Here is a 17,936-nt window from a genome sequence, read left to right as displayed (position 1 = left end):
CCGCCTCCTTAGAAGGTAATAGAACCCGTGAACAATTTAATGACAGCCCAAAACGCTAAGAGACCAATAGATAAAGCGGTAACAAACTCTGCTCTGCCAAACCATTTATGTTTGTGTGCTTCTTTTTGCACAGCGATGTAAAGGAGAATACCTGGTGCGTACAAAATCATAACAAGCAGTAGATAGTTCATACCGGCAGCATAGACTAGCCAAATCGCATAGAAGCTTGAGACTGTTCCGAGTACAAGGTCTTTTTTGCGGCTTTCATTCACTTCATATCCTTCACCCGATCTTGCAAGCTTGAATTGGTACAGCGCTGTAAATAGATAGGGCAGTAAGATGGCTGAAGAGGCCAAAGAGAAAGCAAATATATAAGCCTGTTCAGAAATTATAAATGTTAACAGAAATAGTTGAATCAAACCGTTTGTTAACCATAAAGAGTTGACAGGGGCCTGGTTTTTATTGACTTTGGCAAACCACTTTGGAAATACTCCATCTTTAGCGGCAACATATGGGATCTCTGATGCCAATAAAGTCCATCCGAGCCAAGCCCCGAGGACGGATATGATAAGCCCGATATTTATAAAAGTAGCTCCCCAATTTCCAACTACGGATTCTAGTACATAGGCCATAGAAGGGCTAGGCAAACCAGCAAGATCAGTACGGGCCATTGCTCCAATGGAAAGAAGGGAAATTAATACATAGATGATTAAAGTTCCTACTAGACCAATAACAGTCGCGCGCCCGACATCTCTTTTATTTTTTGCCCTTCCGGATAAAACGACGGCCCCTTCTACACCTATGAAGACCCACAATGTAACAAGCATGGTACTTGCAACTTGATCTTTAACTGCTCCCCATGTAAAAGTCGTGCCACTACCCCAGAAATCCTGGGTGAATTGGTCGATGTTGAAGGCGAAAATCATGATTACAATGAATAGAAAAACGGGAATTAATTTTGCTACCGTAGTAATCATATTAACTAATGCAGCAGAGTGCACCCCTTTCAATATCAAAGCGTGGACAAGCCATAGCATGAGGGAGGCACCGATAATGGCAGCGATATTTTGCCCCCCTTCAAAAACTGGGAAGAAGTAGCCGATAGAGCTGAATAGTAACGTCGCATACGCTACATTTCCGAGCCAAGCTGACAACCAATACCCGAAAGCGCTATTGAAACCCATAAAACTGCCGAACCCAGCTTTGGCGTAACTATAAACTCCGCCTTCGAGCTCAGGCTTTCTCATCGTCAGGTTTTGAAAAGAAAGTCCAAGGGCAATGATGCCGATTCCTGTTATCATCCATCCGATTAATATAGCTCCTGCATTTGCTCCTGCTGCCATGTCGCTTGTCAGGTTAAAGGCGCCGCCGCCGATCATGGAGCCCACAACAATTGCAATCAATGAAAACAGTCCTAGTTTTTTTGGAGATCCCATTTGGTTCACCTCATTTAATAGAATGAAGGGAAGGGGGGAGCCCCCTTCCTTAGTTTCTGCTGTTAGTTGCGGTCATGACTGCCTTAATCGTATGCATTCGATTTTCTGCTTGATCAAACACAAAGGAATGTTTGCTTTGAAATATTTCATCGGTAACTTCCATTTCTGTCAGTCCGAATTTTTCATGTATTTCTTTTCCTACTTGCGTATCTAAATCGTGAAAAGCAGGCAGACAGTGCAAGAACATGACGCTTTCATTCATTGTTTTTTCAATCATATTCCGGTTGACCTGGTAGGGAAGGAGCTGGTTAATACGCTCTTCAAATTGTTCTTCTTCCCCCATAGAAACCCAAACATCCGTATAGATGACATCTGCTCCATGGACGGCTTTATCAATGTTATCGGTAATCATGATACGTCCATTTGTCTCTTTTGCAGCATTTTCGGCTAGGTCAATCATGTCTTTTGAAGGAAATAGAGCTTTTGGAGTACAGATTCTAACATCCATACCAACTTTAGCTCCCCCTATCAAAAGACTGTTCGCAACGTTGTTCCGTCCATCTCCAACAAAAACAAGTTTAACTCCTTTTAAATGGCCAATCTGTTCTTTAATTGTAAGGAAGTCTGCTAGAATTTGAGTGGGATGATATAAATCTGTTAAACCATTCCATACAGGCACCCCTGAGTGTTCAGCCAGTTGTTCAACTAGCTCATGACTGAACCCTCTAAATTCAATTCCATCAAACATCCGACCAAGGACGATTGCAGTATCACGCACAGATTCTTTTTTGCCGAATTGGATATCGTTTTTACCAAGATATTCAGGGTGAGCGCCAAGGTCGGTACAGGCAACTGTGAATGCACACCTTGTCCGAGTAGATGGTTTCTTAAACAGCAAGGCAATGTTTTGACCTTCGAGATAGCGGTGCGGAATGTGTGCTTTCTTTTGTGCTTTCAATTCTTCTGCCAAGGAAATTAAATAATTTATTTCTTCTTCCGTGAAATCTTTAAGAGCTAAAAAGCTTCTACCAGTTAGCTGAATTGTATTTCTCTCTAAAGTCGTCATTGTTCATTCCTCCTGTATATTAATGGATGTCTTCCCTTACAATCGGCATGCTCATGCAGCGGGGGCCACCACGTCCTCTTGATAATTCAGAGCTCAAAACTTCAATTACCTCCACACCGTTTTTGCGAAGCATTTCGTTAGATACGTAGTTACGGTCATAGGTGACAACGACCCCTGGGGCAATGGCTAATGTGTTTGAACCATCATTCCATTGCTCTCTGGCAGCGGCAATCTGGTCACCGCCTCCACAAGGAATGAGCGTAATGTGTTCTAGTCCGAGCACTTCTTTTAATGTTTCAGTTAAGTTGTTTCTTTCACTGATTTTAACCCGTCCTGGTTCTTCACCTTTTTCTAAAATGAAAATTCTCATATCTCCATCAGGACCTTGAATGGCAGGGTGTATAGTGAATTTATCGTAATCAACCATTGTAAACACAGTATCGAGGTGCATAAATGCTCTTGATTTAGGAATTTCAACGGCCACCACTTTTTTAATGGTTGAAGGGTGGTCAAACAACTGAACCGCTAATTTCTCAATAGCTTTTGCAGAGGACCGGGAGCTGACTCCGATAGCAACGACTTCTTTGCTTAAAACTAATTGGTCTCCTCCTTCAATTGGGAAGTGTTCATCACGATGGAACCATGTTGGTATATCTTGTCCCTCAAATCGTGGATGGTATTTCATGATATATTCCATAAATAAGGATTCTCTACGTCTAGCTCCTTCTCTCATTCGGTTGATAGATACACCTTCGCCGATGACAGCAGCTGGATCTCGTGTGAAATATAAGTTAGGCATCGGGTCTAAATAGAAAGGATAGTGATCAGCCATGAGTTCGTAGAGATGTGTTTTCTTCTCTTCCTCCATCTCTGTTTTTAAGACTCCCGCCATCACTTTTCTAACCATTTCATCGGTAGGAAACTTTAACAGGTATTCTTTCAAATTTTTGTATGCACCATTGACGTTAGCTTTACTCTCTACAAGAATCTGTTCGACGAATTGTTCCTTCAGTTCGTCATTATGGAGCGATTCTGTTATTAGCTGATCAAGATATAGAACCTCAATGCCGCGATTCCTTAGCACTTCTGCAAAATAATCGTGTTCTTTTTGTATCGCTGGTAAAAAAGGAATGTCGTCAAAAAGAAGACGCTGCATGTATTCTGGAATGAGGTTTTCGACTTCTTTGCCTGGCCTATGAAGTAAGACGGTTTTCAATGTGCCTATTTCTGATGTGACGTTCATTGTGTATGCCATCGTGAAACCTCCTTTAAATTATTAAATTTGTTCTCTACGCTTAAAGCATAAATGACTTCAAGTTGTAAGGATGTGGTGGATTGATCCATAATATTGTGATTTAGTTCACAAGTGGAGGTATTTAAATACGAGGGGATGTATGTGTAAACAAAACATAGAGGTTATGGCTGATTACAAGAAGGGGAGAAGTGAATAAAAGGCTTATAATTAGGAGAAGAAATTTTGATGTGAAGTGAAGAGTAAATAGACAGAATAGGGCCTGAGGGGGTCCTACTTTCCATTATTTAATTGGTCCCATGATGGGAAAGGCTAATAAGGAAGAATTTGAAGAATTAAAATCAATAGAAGAGAGATATCAAAAGTGCAGTGACCATTTGTAAGGCTTTTCTTTCTTAGTTTGTATAAAAATTCCCTATAAAAAAATACTAATAGTAGAGCAATGTATAGAGCGGAGGGGTCAAATATGGATTGGAATCTATTATGGAATGGCGGTTCTTCTTTAGGTTCTTTAGAGATTTTCTTAAGAGTGACAATCCTTTACTTCAGCTTGTTAATGATGACTCGGTTGATGGGCCCCCGGCAGGTGGGAATAGTTTCGGCGTTCAATTTTATCACTCATGCTGGTATGGCCCATGTAGCCACATCGCGAATGGTGAATCCTGAGTCTTCGCTTGTGGCAGCACTGATAATTATATCAGCAGCTTATTCGCTTAGTTTATTACTTTCGTGGCTCGACTTTAAATTTCCAGTTTGGGTAGGGACCAGTCCAAAAATCTTAGTGAAGAATGGACAAATCCTTCAAAAAAATTTAAAAAAGGTGCATATGACTATGGGAGATTTATTAGCACAGCTGCGTTTGAAAAAGGCCCATCATATATCGGAAGTATCTACAGCTGTATTGGAGCCGATGGGAGAACTCAGCGTGGTCAAAACACCGCAGTCGTCTCCCGTAACAAGGAAGATGATGAAGCTTCCTGAACAACCGTCTGGATCGGGGGCCGTTCTCATCTATGAGGGGAAAGTAAAACAGGATCACCTGAACACTCTTGGGTTGAAGGAAAGCTGGCTTGAGCAGGAAATCTCCAAAAAAGGATATTCTATCAAACAGATTCTACTGGCAACGATAGAACCAAGTGGAAACATCCACGTCAGTGTGAGAGCGACATGAACCAACTTGCTGAAGTTTTCCAATCAACCGAGGATCTGTCACTAGGTGGTTTTGCGTTAAGGACCATTGTGTCCGTGTTGATGATCTATTTCATGAGCCGCTTCCTTTTAAAGCGTGCGGCAGGTCAATTCACTGCATTTGATTTTGTATTTCTATGGATGTTGGGAGCTCTGGCAGTAGCTCCATTGCTGGATGGGAAAATTCTATTTTCAACCACTGTACTTGCGACAGCGACTCTCTATTTTTGGCATTTTGTAGTTGCGTGGCTTAGTGTAAGAAGCTCTCGATTTGCTTCTTTAATCAGGAGAGAGCCGACCGTACTTGTGAAGAAAGGAAAGCTGAATGTAAAGAACATGAAAAAAACTTTTTTTAATACAGACTTGCTTCTTGCAGAGATGAGGCTTGCGGAAGCACCTGATCTTAAGGAAGTCGATGAAGTTATATTGGAATCAAGCGGGCATTTAAGTATTGTGAAGAAATCTGGACACACGCCGCCAACTCCAAGTGATTTTCAGATTCCAGTACCACCGGGAGGGGTGCCGACGATATTAATTAATAATGGAAGAATTGATCAAGCGAATCTAAAAAAGTTAGACCTCACCGAAGAATGGCTAATGACACAGTTAAACCAAAAAGGAGTTCCCAATATTAAAGCTACGTATTTAGCTACTATAAGTCCGGATGGAGAATTTTATTATTCTGTTAAATAAAAACTCTAATTAAATGCGGAAAGGTGATCCATGTGCTTACTCAACAGGAAATAATGAATAATGCTTTTAAAGAATTACTATATCAGGAACAGATGCTTGCTAATAAATTTGCAGAATTACAGAAAGAAATGACTGATCCTCAACTTCAAAAAGTATATCAAGGGATGGAAATGGCGTCGCGTACTCGCCAAAGTATGCTGTCAGAAAAGATGAGGGGATATGGAATTGTTTAAGTGGGAGGGTAAAAGATGAACAAATTTGATAAACTGAACGAGATCATAGAGGTAGAAATGAAAAACCAAATGTTATACAACAAGTACTTGATGGAAATTACGAACCCTGAAGCAAGGCAGCTTTTTACCCAGTTTCGGGATGAGCACATGCAGGATATTACTCAACTCCAACAATTGCTGACGAATCCTAAATAAAACTCGAACATAAAAGCTGCCCTAAAAGGAATGATTCACCCTTAGGACAGCTTTTACGATTTGCTATTCATGCATGCAATTTTCGAAGTTTGCACTAGGTTCTGCACCATTTGTGCCATGCATCGTCCCATACATTTCCTTAATCTCCTGTTTGGTCAAATCAGGATGCATATCTTCCATTATGTTTTTCATTTGTCCAAAATTAATGAAACCGTTAGGACCCTGCATCATTTGGTGCATGTCATTCATGTCCATCATTTGCTCTACGTTTCCAGATGGGATCTCTCCCTGGTTGCTATAAGCATACACACTGGTCACCCCGCCAGTAGCCACTAATCCCAATGCTAAAGCTCCAATAAATAGCTTTCTCATGTCTATCAGCTCCTTTGCTTTCTATACTTATAGTTTACGTCTAATTTCTGGAGAAACTGTGAAGAAGATATTGAGAATTGGTGACAGATTTTCATACAAAAAGAGCCTGGATTTCCAGGCTCTTTTACTTTGTATTATATAACGGCTTTCTTTTCTTCTTCTTTCTCTTCCTCCCATGCTTCGGTATCCTCTATTCCTAATTCAGACGGTTTAAATACAGGATCTTTTCCTGCCTTACGCTGTGCTTCGTAATCCTTCAACACCTTGAAGGCAACTTTGCCTAATAAACCAATGGCAATCAAGTTAATCACGGTCATGAGTGCCATGAACAAGTCGGCCATTTTCCATACTAGGCTTAAGCTAGATACGGAACCAATCAGTACAAACGCCATAGTTCCTATACGGAATGCGAGTAACGCTGGTTTGCTTTCTTTAATGAACTCGATATTGGTTTCTCCATAGTAATAAGATCCAATGATAGAACTGAAAGCGAATAATAAAATCGCAATGGAAATAAAGATGCCTGCCCATCCACCAATATGTGAATTCAGAGAGTTTTGCAATAATTCAATTCCTGATACGTCACCTGAGCGAAAACCAGGTGCAAGCAATATAATGAACGCTGTTGAAGAACATACTAAAATCGTATCTACAAATACTCCTAGTGATTGAATAAGTCCTTGTTTTGCCGGGTGTGAAGTCGTAGATGTCGCAGCTGCGTTTGGCGCACTACCCATACCAGCTTCGTTAGAAAACAACCCGCGTTTTACACCATTCAAAATCGCTGCACCAATCGCTCCGCCGACAGCCTGTTCGAATCCCAAGGCATGGCCGACAATCAACCCGATAACAGAAGGCAATTCTCCAATATTAATAATCAATACAACTGTTGCAATTAATAGATAAAGCACAGCCATAACCGGAACGATGACACTAGATAGATTGGCAATTCTGTGCACCCCTCCAAAAATTACTAGACCTGTAAGGGCTGTAATAATGAAACCTATTACTAAACGATTGACGCCGAAAGCATTTTCAAAAGCCAAAGCAATTGTATTACTTTGAACAGAGTTGAAAATAAGTCCAAATGTCACTGCAATAAGTACAGCAAAAACAATCCCCAGCCATCTAGCTTTTAGACCTTTTTCAATATAATAAGCTGGACCGCCGCGAAATGCTTTTGCATCTTTAATTTTATAAACCTGAGCCAGCGTACTCTCGATGAATGCTGTCGCGCCTCCAAGGAGGGCTACAATCCACATCCAAAATACGGCACCAGGTCCTCCGAGTGTGATAGCTACTGCGACCCCGGCCAGGTTCCCTGTACCGATACGTGTGGCAGCACCTACACAGAAGGATTTAAAAGGTGATATATTTTTCTTTCCATTTTTGAATTGAGGTTTTTCACCCAACACACGAATCATTTCTCCAATAAACCTGAACTGTACAAATCGAGATACAATCGTGAAGTAAATCCCAATTCCCAACAATCCTGCAATGAGGACGTATCCCCAAAGGATGTTATTAGAAAAGTCAATAATGCTTGATAGCAATTCTTCCATTAGTCGAATCTCTCCTTGTCTTTATGATTGTCTATTCTGAAAATTCAATCACGTGTATCATTATACATAAGCTTTATTTGAATTCAATAGATTAAGACAAATTACATTATTCTGACAATTAGTGAAAGAGATTGCTAATAATGGTTTTTTTAAACTTTAATTCCACTTATAAACAATTAGTTTGTAGTAGTAGGTTGGGATTTAATGTATAAAAAGGGGTATTTATATTCATATATTAATGGGTGATGGGAGATTTAATCCATGACAAGATACGAAGCTAAGAAAGGACACAAAGAGCTTGGAAAACCCAAGCTCTTTGTGGTAATTATGATAGATTTAACAGCATAAAGATGGATGCCACAGGAATACCGCTCAAAAAGGCTATTGAAATAATAGCAGAACCTTTTACTTGTTGTTTGTATTCAGCAGAAACATGTTGGATACTTTCTTGTCCATTCAACCACATTTTTACGAGACCAATAAACCAAATAAACACGATCATTACAATGGTTATGTACATATGAATAGAAGTTGTGCTCGACTGTAAATTTGCAAACGCTACTACAATCAGCAGAATAGGAATTATTTCTGCGACAGCTGATAATAGGAAAAATCTTGTCTGAGCAGATTGGATGGTTTTTTGAGAGGTGTGGTTTCCTACCAATATGTTATTCCTTTTGTTAGCTACAAAGGATATACCTATGACAGCAATTAAGCTTGCGAGAAAGCAAAGATATTCCATTATTGTACCCCTAAGTATTTTTATCTATCGCGAATTCTAACATAGGTGACCTGAGAACTAACCATGGTAATTTTCGCCTGTAAAGAGGTAGAGTTGTAAGTTATTGGTTTGGTTTCTTATAACAGAATATTTATAATTTATGCACCTAGTTTTTTCTCCTTAGTGATAGATAAAATAGTAAGAAAAGCACCATTTTAAAAATAAAGGTGAGGATTTGGTCCTGTGAACTTGCAGGAACCTGTTTGATTCTTCCAAAGGGTAATTGTAATAGTTTAAAACTGTTTAATGGGGTATCCACAAATGAAATGGCATGTAAAAACAGAATACAGATTAGAAATAGAAGAATCTCAAAACGATTATAGTAAACTTTTATCCCATCAGATAAATTATCAAAAAAGAACTGTGAAAGAAGTGAAGAAATTTAGAAAAATTAGCAATATTTTTAGCTAGATCAATGCACTTATATTTTTTCTATAAGCTTTTAGACTGGTGAAACACTAGGACAACCTAGAATTCTTTATCCTCCATTTCTGGGCGTTCTTATTAAGCAAGATTCACTCTTCAACGTATAATGTGGTGAGCCAATAAATGGAGGAGTGAAAAAATTGAGTTTTAATGATTATCTAAGCGAAAGTTATGACAGTTATGATAGTTATGATTCTGATTACGACTGGAAAAAAGATCATGAGAAAAATTGCTGCGGACATAAAAAGAAAGATGATAATAAAAAAGACGATAAAAAGTTCAAACACTATAAAAACTGTGTAGAAGATGTATTAGAAGCAATTCTAATTGCACAAAAGAAAGCTGAAAAGGATAACCACTGCCATACATCCTGTAAACAGTCGATCGAAGACTTGTTAGGGGAAAAGAAAAAAGTAAAGAAAAACACCATTCCAGTCATTTTATATTGTGGATGTGATCCTTATAAAGGTACTGGAGTCACGACATACACTTGCCACTCGAAGAAGACAAAATTCAAATGTGTGAACACGTTCATTTTCAAAGTCAAAGATATCGATAAGAAATGTGCGGTTCTTGAATTACTTGTGTTTAAATCAGATCTGAAACCTAAAAAGGATAGAGATGGAAAATGCCACAGCAAACATGATCACTCAGCTTGCGGCCAAATAGACCACAAGGATATGGATGACTTAGTAGGCACTGGAATTTGTATTAACGTTGATCTATCCTGTTTCTGTGCAGTAACTTGCTTGCCAGCCGTACATTTGTAAAAATGCTCAGAAGCACTAATCCATGTCGATTCACTCTGAGAAAATCAGAATAGAAGGTAAACCTAATTGGTTAGGCCTACCTTCTATACATAAGCTTCTTATCCCCCAAATGCTTCAAGAAGATCCTCGATCTCTTTCAGATCCACTTTTTCAGACGTGACTGAATTTTCAATCGGTTTGTTCCTGACTGAGGAACTATTCCTGTTTCCATGATTCAACATTTTTTTGATTTCTAGTAATTCAAGTAGTAAATCATTTGTACTTTCGTTGTTTGTTTGCTTCTGTTGAAAGTAGCTATGAAGAGCAGAAAAGATGAGGTGCTGCAGTGTATTATTCATGGAATGGTACTCAATTTCTTCATTGATTTTAGGAGATACATGATGAGTTTCGCCAGTTTTTACATCAATGAATGTGTCAGGAATAGTTAAAACAGTTTGATTAAAATAATCACTGTATATTCTTGACATTATTTTCACCCTTTAGCTTTTTGCCAATACATAATCATTGTGATTGATCTTATCTTTCTTGAGTAAATTCATTTTAGCAAGGATCACCAGCCCTTGAACATTCAGTTTGGCCATATCCTCAGGAAATATTAACTCAATAGGTCTGCCTCGTTCACTCCACTTAACGGCAGCTTCTTTGATTTGTCTTTGCGCAATATCTGCTGCACCACCGACGGCAATATAGCGTACGGCTCCGTTAATCTCGTTTGAACTGCTCCTCACTCGATCAAAATGTTCAAGGTATTTGATGGCCATAGATTTGAGTTGAGGGATAATGTATTTACTTATATCTTTCTTCACACCGGCAAAGGGCTCCACATACCATTCGGACTGGCCTGCCGCTAATTTTTCTTCAAGCTCTGACCTTGAATTAAATTTGTAGAGCTCATTCTTGCTCACTTTTTGAATGATGTTATCTAGAAATAGATTGATGCCAAACTGCTCTCCTTCAATGGAGGCGACTGGTTTGTTGTTTTTGATTCCGACAAAGTCAACCGAATCTCCACCTAAGTCTCCAATAATAATTCCTTTGCGTGAGTCATTGACTAGTGAATCGTTGTTAATATTCAGAGTCTCAGGATCACGTGTGAGGCTTAAATAGGCAAGGGCTCCCTCAGCACCAACAATGACATCATCAATATGAATTTTTACTGCCACTTCTTTTGGTTCTTGAATGCCGGGAACTTTATGAAAAATAACAGTATGAACGCCTTTCAAGCGTTCTTTGAAGACTTCTTTCTTCTCCTTATATTGTGTAGTCGGGAGGGATACAGCCAATTGATCAATATGGTAATCAATTTCTGCTTCTGATGGATGGGAGAGAAGGGCATGATATGCGGCTATCGAGTGTAAAAGAATATAAGTGCGTTCTTCATCGATTTTTTGATTATTAAAAGAGGTGAGACTGACATTCCTTTGTTTCATAGCAGCTTTACCGATGTAATAAATTTCACGTCTGTCAACTACGGTCGGACTTTTAATTTCAACAATGAGATTTTCTTCAAAGTCAACATCTTCTTCATCGTAGGGTTTTTCATAAAATTCTTCATCAAATAAAGCAATAGCGTTTGGTAGCTGGTATTCAAGTAATTCCCCATCGTCAGAAGCGATGACCTTATACCAGCTGTTTCCGACATCCACAGCAAAAATATTGTTTTTTAACATGTTGATCGACCTCCTGATGGTCTAGCCTATGCGAATTGGGCGGGAGGGTGTGCAAGTACCAATAAAAACTTTTTATTAGCTGTGCCGGTTGAATGGAATCTAGTCTATAAGTGGACATTCTTTTAAACTTCTCATTAAAATCCACGTTTATACTGATACATTCAACCATGCATGGTAGACAGGTATGCATAAAATACAGTGAGGTTAAAACAAAAGGAGGAAAAAATTGATGAAAAAAGATAATCATCATGACTGTGTAGACCTTAGTATGTCTGCTTCAGTTGAACAGTGCATGAGCAATCGAGATGCTGAAACAGCCATAACGGATACCCGTCAAATCAGAGTGCCTGTAAAATTGGGGACCTATGATGTTACGACTCATCTAGTTGCTGATATCAAATTCCCTCATCCAGTTATGGAAATCAAAGATATTAAGAAAAGAGTTATTATTACTCAATGTCGTCTTATGACTCGAGTGGCAAGACCAACGGATCCGTCCTCAGTAGGACCTTTTCCATTGTTCCTTGAGGGGTATGTACGTAAAAACATTCAATACGCATCTCCTTGTCATAATTCAAAAGGTGAATGCGTATCAGCTGAGTTGAAGTCATTGACAGTGAAGATACCATTTAAATGCTTCACACAGGTTACGTTAGATGTAGATGCAATCTTGCCTGTAACCAATACTAGAAGTGAATTCGATTTCTTCAGAGCTCAAGATCTAGGTAAAGGCTTCCCTGAAAAAGATAAGTTTTTATCCAGTGACATCTCACAGTTCCACCAAGCAAGTACAGGGTTTTATAACGACCTGCCATTCTGTGAACTCGTATCTCATGACATTATTGAATGGGATGAAGCCACAGATCGTCAATCTATAAACAGTGGATATGGCGATGACAGTCCTATCGATGAAGGATATTTCCACCACATGGTTGAGAAAATGACCCTTACCTTCAGGATCAGAGTGCTTCAAGAGCAGCTGGTTGAAGTTAACAACGACACCGGCACTGCTTAAAGTCGTAGAAACATAATCACCACTATTTATGTATAGTGGTCGGTTATGTTTTTGTACATATTTATAACGTATTCAAAAGAACACCTTTGGTCATTTTAAATTTTTCTTCTATATTAAGAAATAAAATGATTGACCAAGAGACGTGGAACTCTCCTTTTCGTGTCAACTAATGGACAAGTCATAGAAAAATTATCCCTGTAGCAAAGTTATTATTAAAGGAAGCTATGGTAGAGGAGGTATCGACACACTCCATGGGAATAAGGATAGGTGGTGTGGCTTCTGATTCGTCCTCTGAAAGGGAGTGAACTCTCCGGCTGTCTTCGTACAAAATCTAACCCCCTTAAATAAAAATTCTTACCCGGGAATCCCTTTCTCCACAAGGGCTAACACCCATATTCAAACCTAGAATTCAGACTTTCGCCCAAACATAGTCATTCCTCCCACATACGATGAAGTATATTTGCTTAGGAGGAAATCAAATGACTGATATGAATAAGGGTTTCAATAACTATGATTGTAAAGTGACATCAAACTTACACAATTGTGAGAACAAAGCGATTAAACCCAAAGTAAGTCTCGGAAAAATTTACTCTAAAGTTCCTGTTGTATTAGCGGAACTTGACCTGCAATTAAATTTAGATGAAACCATCACCTTCCCTGAACCAGTATTAGAAATTAAAGACATTAAAAAACGAGTCAATTTGACTCAATGCAGATTGCTGCTTCCAACTCACAAATTATTTATTAAAGGATTTGTACGTAAAAATATCCAATATGCAAGTCCTAGTCCTGAAATCGATCAAAGTACATCAAAATCCGTAGCTTCTGATTTGCACTCTTTTACAGTAGACATTCCATTTGAATGTGTCACGGAAATTAAAGACTTCTTATCATATCCGGTCCAGCCGAAAATCAACAATCGGGAAGAGTTTGATTTTGCCGTGACGAAATCCTTACCGTCTGGATTCCCTGAGAAAGACCAGCTGCTAACAAGTGACCTTTCCCAATTCCACCAGGAGAGCCGCCAATTCTATAATGAGCTTCCTTTTTGCGAGCTGATTTCGAGCAGCATTATTGAATGGGATGAAGCCTTGGATCGTATGCCCCTTCCAGGAGATGCCCCGTTTAATGAAGGATACTTTACTAAAGTGGAAGAAAAAATGGTTCTTGATATCCGCTTGAAAGTTTTACAAAATCAACAAATACGGGTGGCTTCAACGACAAATGATTACTGTGAAAAGGACTCTTATTCGGAATCATGTGACTAATAAGGTTGGAAAAAATATAAGAAGGAGGGGGTTGGGAAGGATGCTAGAAAAGCAGCACCTTTCTAGGGTATATGAAGAGTGAAAAAAACACATTCATTCAGAAGCATTGGAATAATCGGCATCGATCCAAACGCGCACGCCCATCTGGATCAAACCATTCTAAGAATGATAACCTTGCCGAATCTCATCACTCCACCCATCCTAAAAAACAAATGAATAACAAAAAGGGCAACTCCAAAAAAAATACTATCTATACACCTCTTATGAACGGGGACATAAGTTCTCACCCTGTGATCACTCCCCCACCTGAGGTCTATAATCAAGAAATATCTACTCAACATTCATCTGCGAACTCAAAGCGAGACAATAAAAAGGCAGACTCCAAAAAAAGAGATGATTCTCATGAGTTTAGGAAGCGTAAATCCTCCAAACGTAAAGAAAATTCCTCTAGTCTGAAAGCCGAAAGTTCTGCTCATTATCAAGAAGATAAGTTTAATTTTGATGAGGAATCATTTTTCGATGAAAGAAAAAATCCAAATGATAAAGTCCAAAGTGGTTCGCTTTTAAAAGAGTTTCTTTCTATGTTAGATGAATCCTCATCTGAAGCGTCCATGTATAATGAAATTGTGCCTATTAATAAATGGTCTTCTAGGGACGAAGATGAGGACACTTCTTCTAACCTTATTAACTGGATCCAAGAAGAAGATTTATTTGAAGATGAAAAAATCTATACACAAGACGATGCTTATGATGGTGAAGGTGATTTTTTAATATTATCAGACATCCTTACCTCTATTGAGAGTTCTTCAAGCCAATATGACGGATTTAAAAACCACTATATTTCTCAAAAGGAAATGGACCTGGCTGAATCCATTGTGGAAGAATCGGTTGATCGATTGGAAGTAAAGGAAGACGTACATGAAAAGGATTTTTCACATCAGGAAAAAGATGCCATTTATAGTGACATTTCTACCATGTTAAACGAATCTTCTTCCTTCGAGATTGATGAATTAGAGGATGGTTATGAAGAACAACATGAATCTTCTTCCTTCCAAATCGATAAATTAGAGGATGCCTCAATGGAACAAAGTGAATCTTCTTCTTTCAAATTCGAAGGATTAGAAGATTCGTCCATCGAACTAGATGAATCCTCTTCTGAACCATACGAGTCTCCTTCACTAGATGAAGAAGATATTGATCCAATGGATTATTTGGAACAGTCTCGGCCACTATCGGAAAAATTTTCTGATATCTTACACGAAAAAATGTGCAGCTCTAGTAACGAAGTTTTAGCAGAACTAAAGGATATTGTAGATGCAAAAGCCCCTTTAGATAAGAAAGAGAAAGAACAAGAAGAAGATCCCCTTTTAGTTAAACTTCCGGTTTTACTCTCAAGGCTCAACGTTGATATTGATATCATGGAATCGGTCAAACTCATAGAGGGGATTCAAGAGGTAACAAAAATCGAATGGAACCTCCAGTCCTTAAAAGTCCAAGTGCTTTCAAAATCCTCCACTGCGTTCTTAAGCGGGGTACTCCTAGCAGATATTGAATATGTAAGTGATACATCTGAACGCACATTCCATTCTCTGAAATGTCCTGTTTATTGGGATCAAATTGTCGGTATAAAGTGGCTCAAGGAACCGATACACTCCCATAAAAGCCAAAAAGAATATGCCTTTAAAGATGAGCAAGAAGAAAGTGTTCACTATGAACATCACCAAAGCTTTGCGAAACCTATTGAAGAACAATTACAATCGATCCACTTTGTTTGGCATAATGAGTTAGATGTACATTGTAATGCTCAAGAATTTTTAGTTCAAGGAAATGTTCAATTATGTATAGATCTATTACAAGAGCAATATATTCATTGTTATTCCTAAACAAGGGCTCAAGTAAAAGATAATAGGTGTCTCTTAATCTAAAGAGACACCTATTGTTTTATTGCTTACCGACCAATGCTTCTTCTGAATCTGTCCATAGACGTTTCAGGATAAGATTCAGTTGTTTCATAAGAAGAGTATTCATTACTAGAATTAACTGGTGGTTTATTACGTTTGTCGTGGTCTTTGTGTCTGTTTTTCTTTTTGCCGTTTTTTTGCTGCTTTTGAGTTAGTTTAAGAACAAGCGTGATGTCCATTTTTTCTGTGATCTTGTTAAAACGTCCCCAGTTATCAAAGTTGTGAACAATGTCTAATTGGTTAACTGCGTGTGCAAGGAGTTTGCACTCAATCGGCTCATTATTGATTTCCCATGTTAATGAACCAAACTCACAGCGGTCGGCCCCCATACCATCTTTCGCCAGCTCTCTGTATTGAAGAACATTGTCTTTGACACTGTATTCAGTACCAAATGGGAATTTAACTGGTTTGTCAAGTTTTACTAGATCGTAGGCTTTGAATGGAATATCAATGCTGAAATCTTTTACATTACCGAAACCTTCTTCAACATATTGAATGTTTTTGTGTACAAATCCTTCTACGAAAAGTTTGACTTTACAAGGAAAGCCAGGAACAGGGATCGCTTTACATTGAGTTAAGAACACGTTTTTCTCGATGTTTTTAATTGCTCTTGCATAAGTTGGCAGATAAAAATCTACTTCTGTAAGAGATTGAATGAAAACATCTTGAAGGACAACTGTCTTTTCTTCGTCACCGAAAGGGACACCGAAAGTATCAGTATGCAAGCTTCTAGACTTTGCTACTTCATTACTTGGAAGTGGTGGGCATTTTTTGTGACCATTTCCACAGCCAGTGTTTTTTCTCATATTTTTCACTCCTTAATATATTTTAGTCAAAAGTTAGTAGTCTCTTCTGACTCACTAGTAATATATGTACCTGGTGTTGGTTTGGAATGGACGGGTGTCGCCAGGGCTTACTATATTAAAGCCTAATCTTGTAAAAATAGGTATGTGTACAAGTACATACAAGAGTTATTTCAAGAGGAATTTTAAGGGGAAGTCGTCTAATTACAATAAACTATGAACATAGGTTAGATGACGTGTGAAATCAAGAAACTAGAAAAGTACATGATGAAGGCATTAAAAAGGTTTGGGAGATCCCAAGCCTTTTTTCTTTCTATTATTAAATGACCGCTTTTTCTTTTGGACATTTTTCCTTCCTTACGCTGCATTTCATAATCTGTTAGCACCTTGAAAGCTACTTTACCTAATAGGCCTATGGCTACCAAGTTGATCACTTTCATAAGAGCCATGAATAAATCGGCCATCTTCCATACTAGGCTTTTGATAGAAGCGGAATCTATCAATACAAAAGCCATCGCTCCTCATCTGAAAGCCAATAACGCGGGGGTGCTTTCTTTATGAACTCAATATTTGTTCCTCCATGGAAGTAAGACCCAATAATAGACCTGAAGGAATAAGTAAATGGCAACAGAGATAAAGACGTCGGCTCATCCGTCCCTGATACATCACCTTTTTGGAAGGCAGGGCAAGGATAATAATGAAGGCGGTAGCAAGAACAACCTAAGATGTTATCTACAAATGTTTGAGAAATAATGATGGCTAGAAAGCCATTCTCCCATTGGTTGTATCTCTTCTTGTCATTTGATTGTTTATTCTGAAAATTCAATAACGTGTATCGTTATATCTATCTTTATTCACCATCTTTCAACAAATTACATATATTTTACAGGGGCTTATTGGTATGAAAGAATTTATAAACTAAATTTCCTTTATCAACTAAAAGAGCATGTATGAATCGAATAAAAAATTTTATGGAGAATTTTTACCATGGGCTAACGTTTGTTTTCCATAAATAATGGGTGATTGTATGAACCCCGTTTCACCTAACCTACATACTTTATATGGAGTACCTGAAGAACAAGGATGAGGTATATTTTAATAAAGGAGAGATAAATATGAAGAAAAACTGCTACGATGGTTACTATGACGAGAGTAACGATTTAGTAGAGAGTCTGGAAAGTTCAGACTGTTCGCCGAATCATGCACAAAACCATGCACAAAACCATTCACCAAGACCTATCCCAA

19 protein-coding genes are annotated in these 17,936 nt (G+C 38.5%); 8 read left to right on the top strand and 11 right to left on the bottom strand.

What is annotated here, in order from left to right; all coding sequences use genetic code 11:
• Positions 1 to 8: 8 nt before the first annotated feature.
• Genes arcD through arcA form a run of 3 tightly spaced genes read right to left on the bottom strand, consistent with a single transcriptional unit; the run spans position 9 to position 3,757 of the window.
• Positions 9 to 1,436, bottom strand: a complete 1,428-nt coding sequence (arcD, locus tag ACRYKC_RS17560; protein ID WP_433808708.1) for an arginine-ornithine antiporter — start codon at positions 1,434 to 1,436, stop codon at positions 9 to 11.
• Between the two features lie 49 nt (positions 1,437 to 1,485).
• Positions 1,486 to 2,502, bottom strand: coding sequence for an ornithine carbamoyltransferase (gene argF, locus ACRYKC_RS17555; RefSeq protein WP_433808706.1), 1,017 nt, complete (start codon positions 2,500 to 2,502; stop codon positions 1,486 to 1,488).
• Positions 2,503 to 2,521: 19 nt separating this feature from the next.
• A complete protein-coding gene (arcA, locus tag ACRYKC_RS17550) occupies positions 2,522 to 3,757 on the bottom strand; it encodes an arginine deiminase (RefSeq protein WP_433808704.1) in 1,236 nt (411 codons plus the stop codon).
• Positions 3,758 to 4,220: 463 nt separating this feature from the next.
• Here arcA and ACRYKC_RS17545 point away from each other — a divergent pair, with 463 nt between their 5' ends.
• From ACRYKC_RS17545 to ACRYKC_RS17530, 4 genes are read left to right on the top strand one after another with little or no spacing between them, the layout of a single operon-like run.
• A complete protein-coding gene (locus ACRYKC_RS17545) occupies positions 4,221 to 4,925 on the top strand; it encodes a DUF421 domain-containing protein (protein WP_433808702.1) in 705 nt (234 codons plus the stop codon).
• Positions 4,922 to 5,635: a YetF domain-containing protein gene (locus tag ACRYKC_RS17540; RefSeq protein WP_433808700.1), complete on the top strand. Its 714-nt coding sequence runs from the start codon at positions 4,922 to 4,924 to the stop codon at positions 5,633 to 5,635. The genes ACRYKC_RS17545 and ACRYKC_RS17540 overlap by 4 nt, the downstream gene beginning before the upstream one ends.
• A 53-nt stretch (positions 5,636 to 5,688) precedes the next feature.
• The gene (locus ACRYKC_RS17535; RefSeq protein WP_157130866.1) at positions 5,689 to 5,868 is read left to right on the top strand and encodes a hypothetical protein; all 180 of its coding nucleotides are present in this window, start codon (positions 5,689 to 5,691) and stop codon (positions 5,866 to 5,868) included.
• Positions 5,869 to 5,883: 15 nt separating this feature from the next.
• Positions 5,884 to 6,063 (top strand): hypothetical protein, encoded by a 180-nt coding sequence (locus ACRYKC_RS17530; protein WP_433808698.1) that lies wholly within the window; start codon positions 5,884 to 5,886, stop codon positions 6,061 to 6,063.
• A 63-nt stretch (positions 6,064 to 6,126) separates the two neighbouring features.
• Here ACRYKC_RS17530 and ACRYKC_RS17525 read toward each other — a convergent pair whose 3' ends face one another.
• The 3 genes from ACRYKC_RS17525 to ACRYKC_RS17515 all read right to left on the bottom strand — a co-directional run bounded on the left by ACRYKC_RS17525 (position 6,127) and on the right by ACRYKC_RS17515 (position 8,739).
• A complete protein-coding gene (locus ACRYKC_RS17525; protein ID WP_433808696.1) occupies positions 6,127 to 6,435 on the bottom strand; it encodes a hypothetical protein in 309 nt (102 codons plus the stop codon).
• 134 nt (positions 6,436 to 6,569) lie between these two features.
• A complete protein-coding gene (locus ACRYKC_RS17520) occupies positions 6,570 to 7,997 on the bottom strand; it encodes an alanine/glycine:cation symporter family protein (RefSeq protein WP_433808694.1) in 1,428 nt (475 codons plus the stop codon).
• Positions 7,998 to 8,322: 325 nt separating this feature from the next.
• Positions 8,323 to 8,739: a hypothetical protein gene (locus ACRYKC_RS17515; protein ID WP_433808692.1), complete on the bottom strand. Its 417-nt coding sequence runs from the start codon at positions 8,737 to 8,739 to the stop codon at positions 8,323 to 8,325.
• Between the two features lie 605 nt (positions 8,740 to 9,344).
• On the opposite strand from ACRYKC_RS17515, the gene ACRYKC_RS17510 reads away from it, so the two are divergent.
• Entirely contained in the window at positions 9,345 to 9,974 is a 630-nt protein-coding gene (locus tag ACRYKC_RS17510; protein WP_433808690.1) for a CotY/CotZ family spore coat protein, read from the top strand.
• Positions 9,975 to 10,072: 98 nt separating this feature from the next.
• On the opposite strand, the gene ACRYKC_RS17505 is transcribed toward ACRYKC_RS17510, so the two are convergent.
• Both ACRYKC_RS17505 and ACRYKC_RS17500 read right to left on the bottom strand, forming a co-directional pair.
• The gene (locus ACRYKC_RS17505; protein WP_433808688.1) at positions 10,073 to 10,441 is read right to left on the bottom strand and encodes a hypothetical protein; all 369 of its coding nucleotides are present in this window, start codon (positions 10,439 to 10,441) and stop codon (positions 10,073 to 10,075) included.
• A 12-nt stretch (positions 10,442 to 10,453) separates the two neighbouring features.
• Positions 10,454 to 11,644 carry a ParM/StbA family protein gene (locus ACRYKC_RS17500; RefSeq protein WP_433808686.1) on the bottom strand — a complete coding sequence of 397 codons (1,191 nt, stop codon included), beginning with the start codon at positions 11,642 to 11,644 and terminating at the stop codon, positions 10,454 to 10,456.
• A 229-nt stretch (positions 11,645 to 11,873) separates the two neighbouring features.
• On the opposite strand from ACRYKC_RS17500, the gene ACRYKC_RS17495 reads away from it, so the two are divergent.
• The 3 genes from ACRYKC_RS17495 (at position 11,874) to ACRYKC_RS17485 (ending at position 15,810) form a co-directional block, all read left to right on the top strand.
• Positions 11,874 to 12,659 carry a CsxC family protein gene (locus ACRYKC_RS17495; RefSeq protein WP_433808684.1) on the top strand — a complete coding sequence of 262 codons (786 nt, stop codon included), beginning with the start codon at positions 11,874 to 11,876 and terminating at the stop codon, positions 12,657 to 12,659.
• 479 nt (positions 12,660 to 13,138) lie between these two features.
• Positions 13,139 to 13,927, top strand: a complete 789-nt coding sequence (locus ACRYKC_RS17490) for a CsxC family protein (protein ID WP_433808682.1) — start codon at positions 13,139 to 13,141, stop codon at positions 13,925 to 13,927.
• A gap of 71 nt (positions 13,928 to 13,998) precedes the next feature.
• Complete coding sequence (locus tag ACRYKC_RS17485) at positions 13,999 to 15,810, top strand: hypothetical protein (RefSeq protein WP_433808680.1); 1,812 nt, start codon at positions 13,999 to 14,001, stop codon at positions 15,808 to 15,810.
• A 65-nt stretch (positions 15,811 to 15,875) separates the two neighbouring features.
• Here ACRYKC_RS17485 and ACRYKC_RS17480 read toward each other — a convergent pair whose 3' ends face one another.
• The 3 genes from ACRYKC_RS17480 to ACRYKC_RS17470 form a co-directional block, all read right to left on the bottom strand.
• Positions 15,876 to 16,694, bottom strand: a complete 819-nt coding sequence (locus tag ACRYKC_RS17480) for a CsxC family protein (RefSeq protein ID WP_433808678.1) — start codon at positions 16,692 to 16,694, stop codon at positions 15,876 to 15,878.
• A gap of 224 nt (positions 16,695 to 16,918) precedes the next feature.
• Positions 16,919 to 17,206 (bottom strand): alanine:cation symporter family protein, encoded by a 288-nt coding sequence (locus tag ACRYKC_RS17475; RefSeq protein WP_433808676.1) that lies wholly within the window; start codon positions 17,204 to 17,206, stop codon positions 16,919 to 16,921.
• Positions 17,191 to 17,517: a hypothetical protein gene (locus ACRYKC_RS17470; RefSeq protein ID WP_433808674.1), complete on the bottom strand. Its 327-nt coding sequence runs from the start codon at positions 17,515 to 17,517 to the stop codon at positions 17,191 to 17,193. Before ACRYKC_RS17470 ends, ACRYKC_RS17475 begins: the two co-directional genes overlap by 16 nt.
• Positions 17,518 to 17,936: the final 419 nt, after the last annotated feature.

The sequence above is a fragment of the Halobacillus sp. A1-3 genome, from assembly GCF_050971765.1.
Lineage (GTDB): Bacteria > Bacillota > Bacilli > Bacillales > Halobacillaceae > Halobacillus > Halobacillus mangrovi_B.
This window is presented reverse-complemented; position numbering and strand designations above follow the sequence as displayed.

Excerpts from the sequence above, each read along its gene's own strand:
- argF (WP_433808706.1), bottom strand. The coding sequence starts at position 2,502 with ATGACGACTTTAGAGAGAAATACAATTCAGCTAACTGGTAGAAGCTTT.
- ACRYKC_RS17485 (WP_433808680.1), top strand. The coding sequence starts at position 13,999 with ATGAAGAGTGAAAAAAACACATTCATTCAGAAGCATTGGAATAATCGG.
- ACRYKC_RS17525 (WP_433808696.1), bottom strand. The coding sequence starts at position 6,435 with ATGAGAAAGCTATTTATTGGAGCTTTAGCATTGGGATTAGTGGCTACT.
- ACRYKC_RS17545 (WP_433808702.1), top strand. The coding sequence starts at position 4,221 with ATGGATTGGAATCTATTATGGAATGGCGGTTCTTCTTTAGGTTCTTTA.
- ACRYKC_RS17495 (WP_433808684.1), top strand. The coding sequence starts at position 11,874 with ATGAAAAAAGATAATCATCATGACTGTGTAGACCTTAGTATGTCTGCT.
- ACRYKC_RS17520 (WP_433808694.1), bottom strand. The coding sequence starts at position 7,997 with ATGGAAGAATTGCTATCAAGCATTATTGACTTTTCTAATAACATCCTT.
- ACRYKC_RS17540 (WP_433808700.1), top strand. The coding sequence starts at position 4,922 with ATGAACCAACTTGCTGAAGTTTTCCAATCAACCGAGGATCTGTCACTA.
- ACRYKC_RS17490 (WP_433808682.1), top strand. The coding sequence starts at position 13,139 with ATGACTGATATGAATAAGGGTTTCAATAACTATGATTGTAAAGTGACA.
- ACRYKC_RS17480 (WP_433808678.1), bottom strand. The coding sequence starts at position 16,694 with ATGAGAAAAAACACTGGCTGTGGAAATGGTCACAAAAAATGCCCACCA.
- ACRYKC_RS17535 (WP_157130866.1), top strand. The coding sequence starts at position 5,689 with ATGAATAATGCTTTTAAAGAATTACTATATCAGGAACAGATGCTTGCT.
- ACRYKC_RS17505 (WP_433808688.1), bottom strand. The coding sequence starts at position 10,441 with ATGTCAAGAATATACAGTGATTATTTTAATCAAACTGTTTTAACTATT.
- ACRYKC_RS17515 (WP_433808692.1), bottom strand. The coding sequence starts at position 8,739 with ATGGAATATCTTTGCTTTCTCGCAAGCTTAATTGCTGTCATAGGTATA.
- ACRYKC_RS17530 (WP_433808698.1), top strand. The coding sequence starts at position 5,884 with ATGAACAAATTTGATAAACTGAACGAGATCATAGAGGTAGAAATGAAA.
- arcD (WP_433808708.1), bottom strand. The coding sequence starts at position 1,436 with ATGGGATCTCCAAAAAAACTAGGACTGTTTTCATTGATTGCAATTGTT.
- ACRYKC_RS17475 (WP_433808676.1), bottom strand. The coding sequence starts at position 17,206 with ATGGCTTTTGTATTGATAGATTCCGCTTCTATCAAAAGCCTAGTATGG.
- arcA (WP_433808704.1), bottom strand. The coding sequence starts at position 3,757 with ATGGCATACACAATGAACGTCACATCAGAAATAGGCACATTGAAAACC.
- ACRYKC_RS17500 (WP_433808686.1), bottom strand. The coding sequence starts at position 11,644 with ATGTTAAAAAACAATATTTTTGCTGTGGATGTCGGAAACAGCTGGTAT.